The organism is Microbacterium sp. (assembly GCF_052099035.1).
GTDB lineage: Bacteria > Actinomycetota > Actinomycetes > Actinomycetales > Microbacteriaceae > Microbacterium.
Window position 1 is genome coordinate 1 of record NZ_JBQDSX010000135.1, and the last position, 3829, is coordinate 3829.

At 65.9% G+C, this 3829-nt stretch carries 4 protein-coding genes; 1 reads left to right on the top strand and 3 read right to left on the bottom strand.

Annotated features, from left to right (window positions below; genetic code table 11):
- The 3 genes from ACTIAO_RS17325 to ACTIAO_RS17335 form a co-directional block, all read right to left on the bottom strand.
- Positions 1-397 (bottom strand): cytosine permease (locus ACTIAO_RS17325; protein ID WP_441907316.1); only part of this gene is annotated, 397 nt, incomplete at its 3' end.
- Between the two features lie 68 nt (positions 398-465).
- Positions 466-1761 (bottom strand): M18 family aminopeptidase, encoded by a 1296-nt coding sequence (locus ACTIAO_RS17330; RefSeq protein ID WP_441907317.1) that lies wholly within the window; start codon positions 1759-1761, stop codon positions 466-468.
- Between the two features lie 20 nt (positions 1762-1781).
- Entirely contained in the window at positions 1782-2438 is a 657-nt protein-coding gene (locus tag ACTIAO_RS17335; protein ID WP_441907318.1) for a response regulator, read from the bottom strand.
- Between the two features lie 231 nt (positions 2439-2669).
- On the opposite strand from ACTIAO_RS17335, the gene ACTIAO_RS17340 reads away from it, so the two are divergent.
- Entirely contained in the window at positions 2670-3812 is a 1143-nt protein-coding gene (locus tag ACTIAO_RS17340; protein ID WP_441907319.1) for a sensor histidine kinase, read from the top strand.
- The last annotated feature ends 17 nt before the right edge of the window (positions 3813-3829 follow it).

Sequence of the window (3829 nt, forward strand, 5' to 3'; positions counted from 1 at the left end):
CGGTCGCGGTGGCGAGGACCGCCATGATCGCGAGGAACGTCTCCCAGCCGATCGACGTCAGCCACGAGACGATGCCCGGCACCTTCTGTCCGTGCACGCCGAACGCCGCGCGGGAGAGCACCATGGTCGGAGCCGATCCGCGCTTGCCGGCGATCGCGATGAGCCCGCAGAGGAAGAACGACACGACGATGCCGATGACCGACACGATCGTCGCCTGCCAGAACGAGATGCCGAAGCCGAGGACGAACGACCCGTAGGACATGCCGAACACCGACACGTTGGCTGCGAACCACGGCCAGAACAGGTCGCGCGGCTTCGCGGTGCGGTCGGACTCGGGGATGATCTCGATGCCGGCGCGCTCGATCAGTCCGGGCGCTGACGCAATCTTCTCTGACATGCCACCATATTGGCACTGCTCTGTTGCTTTCCGGGCCCTTCGACAGGCTCAGGGACCGGAAAACGGGCTCAGGCGGAGAAGAAAGCCTCCGCGACGCGGGTCAGGTCGTGCAGGTCGCTGACGCCGGCGAGCTCACGGGCGGAGTGCATGGAGAGGATCGGGATGCCGATGTCCACCGTGCGGATGCCGAGACGCGTCGCTGTGATCGGACCAATCGTCGACCCGCAGGGCACGGCGTTGTTCGAGACGAATTCCTGCGATGCGACGCCCGCGGACTCGCACCAGTGCGCCCACGCCGCGGCGCCGAGTGCATCGGTCGCGTAGCGCTGGTTGGCGTTGATCTTCAGGATCGGTCCCGATCCCAGCAGCGGCTGGACCACAGGGTCGTGCTTGTGCGGGTAGTTCGGGTGCACCGAGTGGCCGACGTCGCTGGACAGGTGCCAGGATGCCGCGAATGCACGGCGCCGATCGGTCACATCTGCCCCCAGCCCGTCGTAGACCCGGGCAAGGACGTCTTCGAGGAAGGGCCCGGCGGCGCCGGAGCGCGAGTTGGAGCCCAGCTCTTCATGGTCGAACGCCGCGAGGATCGCGATGCTTCCCGATGCTCCGGCAGGCTCAGCAGTCGAAGCGCTGGCCAGCGCCACGACGCCGGCGTGCACGGATGCCAGATCATCCAGTCGTCCGCTCGCGAAGAAGGCATCGTCCTTGCCGAAGACCACCCCGCGGGCGGAGTCGGCCACGACAGCGTCGAAGCCGCGGATATCACCGGCGTTCACACCCGCCGATGCGGCCAATTCACCGAGCAGGTCTTCGGCTGTTGGATCACCCAGGCCCCACACCGGCTGCGTCTGGAACTGCTTGTCCAAGGCGAGTCCGTTGTTGCTGTCGCGCTCGAGGTGGATCGCCAGCTGCGGCAGGCGCAGCAGCGCACCGGTGTCGGCGAGCACGACTCGGCCGTCGGCGAGAGCGAGCCGCCCGGCCAACCGCAGTTCGCGGTCGAGCCAGGAGTTCAGCAGCGGCCCGCCGTACACCTCGACGCCCGCTTGCAGCCAGCCGCGCGACCCGGTGGTCGGCTTGGGCTTGAGCTTGAAGCCGGGGGAGTCGGTGTGCGCACCGAGGATCTGCGCGGGGCTGGTGGGTACGGCATCCGTCGGCACGACCCACGCGATCACCGCGCCGTCGCGTACGACGACGAAGCGCCCACCCGGCTGCGCCGGCCACTCGTTCTCTTCCTCGAGTCGGACGAATCCGACGTCTTCGAGACGGCGTGCGACTTCGGCGGCGGCGTGATAGCTCGAGGGGGATGCCGCGACGAACTCAGCGAGATCTTCGGCGTGCGAGAGGGCTGCGGGTGTGACGACCATGCCTTCGATCGTATCCGCGGTCAGCGAAAGCTCACGAGTCCTGCCTGTGCGGCGGTGACGAGGATCTGCACGCGATCGCGCACCTGCCACTTCGCCATGATGCGTCCGAGATGCGCTTTGACCGTGCCCTCCGAAACGATGAGCGCGTGCGCGATCTCGGCATTGGACATGCCCTGTGCGAGGTGATCGAGCACCTCCGACTCACGGTCCGTGAGCTGCTCGAGATCATCGGAGCCGGTCTGGCTGGGTGCCTCGTCGCGCACATGCCGGATGAGCATCGAGGCGATCTTCGGCGAGAGCGAGCTCGCCCCGCTGTGCACCTCGCGAACACCGGCGAGGATGCTCTCCGCGCTGGAGTCCTTGAGCAGGTACCCGGATGCCCCGGCGCTCAGCATCGGCAGCACGGTGTCACTGCCGTCGAGTGTCGTGACGGCGAGAATGCGGACGTCCGGCCAGCGTGCGGTGATCGCACCTGTTGCTTCGATCCCGTTCATCTCGGGCATCTGCACATCCATCATGACGACGTCCGGGCGGTCCTTCTCGACGAAGTCGATGGCCTCTCGCCCTGACTCGGCCTGGCCGATGACCTCGATCTCAGGATCCCTGGAGACGAAGTGCGACAGTGCGGTGCGGACCAGGGGATCGTCATCGACGACGAGAACGCGGATGCTCGGCATGGAGGAAGCCTAACCGGGGCGGATGGGCGCTTCGCGCCGAGCATAGACATTTGGCCAGGCAAGTCTGATCACGAGTCCGATGTGGCATCGAATCGATGTCGAGAAGATTAAGTCAGGCATTCGACCTAAGACCAGCATAGGGTGGTGAACGGGATGACTTTTTGGGAAGCGCTTGCACGCGCATTCGGGCTCTATCGCTAGAGTACCTGGCGCATAGGAGAAGAGATAGTCGTGAGATCAGGCCTGCGGCTGCGGGAAGATCGCGTCCGACAACTGGCGCACGATGAGGCGCTGAGCCGGATCGAACGCATCATCATCCTGGTGTTCATCGGTGGCATCGCCGCCGTCGATCTCGTCGGTTTCTTCGTCTCTCCGAACGCCGAACCACTCGCAACGATCCTCAGCGTCGCGACGACCGCGACGTTCGTCCTGTACCTCTGGTGGCCGTGGACGGCCACGACGCTGTTGGCAGTCCTGTTCGGGCTGTCGTTCATCACCGGCACGCAGTTCACGGTGGTCTTCGCCGCGGCCGTGGCTGTGGGACTGGTCATGCGCATCGGCCGGACCGCGCTCATGCTGTCGTACGTCGTGCTGTTCCTGGTGGCCGTCGTGATCATCGCGTACACCGATGGCGGGGCCACGGTCAACGTCGGCATCTACCTCATCATCGCCATCGTGTCGGGTGGAATCGGGTTCGCGCTGCGGTTCGGATCGGCGCGGGGCCATCACCTCGAGGAACAGCTCGCGCTCCAAGCCGAGCAGGAGCGTGAAGCGGTCCTCGCCGAGCGTCGCTGGATCGCCGGCGAACTGCACGACAGCATCGCGCACCATCTCACCGTCGTCGCTCTGCACGTTCAGATGCTTGATGACGCCGAGATGAGTCAGCAGTCTCAGGACGCGATCGGCGCGGCAGCGCGCAAGGCGATGGCGGATCTGCGATTCGTGATCGAGCTCGCAACCGATGACGGGCCGCGCTCCGCCGGTGTGCAGACCGGTGATCTCGCTGAAGCCATCGAAGAAGCGCGTGGTGAGTTCGAGGATGCCGGGCACTCGGTGCGCTGCGACGGAGATCCTCGTGACGAACGGCTTCCGCGCGTGGCCGAGATCATCTTCGCCCGGATCGTGCGCGAGTCCGCGACGAACGTCCTCAAGTATGCCGGGCAGGGCGAGATCAGCATCCGATTGGATGTCGATGATGATGCGGCAGAGCTCTCGGTGAGCAGCCCGCTCTCCTCCGAACCGCGCCGCGCGCTCTCTTCCAGTCGCACCGGATTGAACCGGATGGCCGAGCGCGTGCTCGGAGCCAGCGGCGAGTTTAGCGCCGCGGAGGTCGACGGCCGATGGCGGGTATCCGCGCGGCTCCCGATCGTCTGATCAGAACCGATCTCTAG

Coding starts and splice junctions, on each gene's coding strand:
- ACTIAO_RS17335 (WP_441907318.1), bottom strand. CDS start 2,438: ATGCCGAGCATCCGCGTTCTCGTCGTCGATGACGATCCCCTGGTCCGC.
- ACTIAO_RS17330 (WP_441907317.1), bottom strand. CDS start 1,761: ATGGTCGTCACACCCGCAGCCCTCTCGCACGCCGAAGATCTCGCTGAG.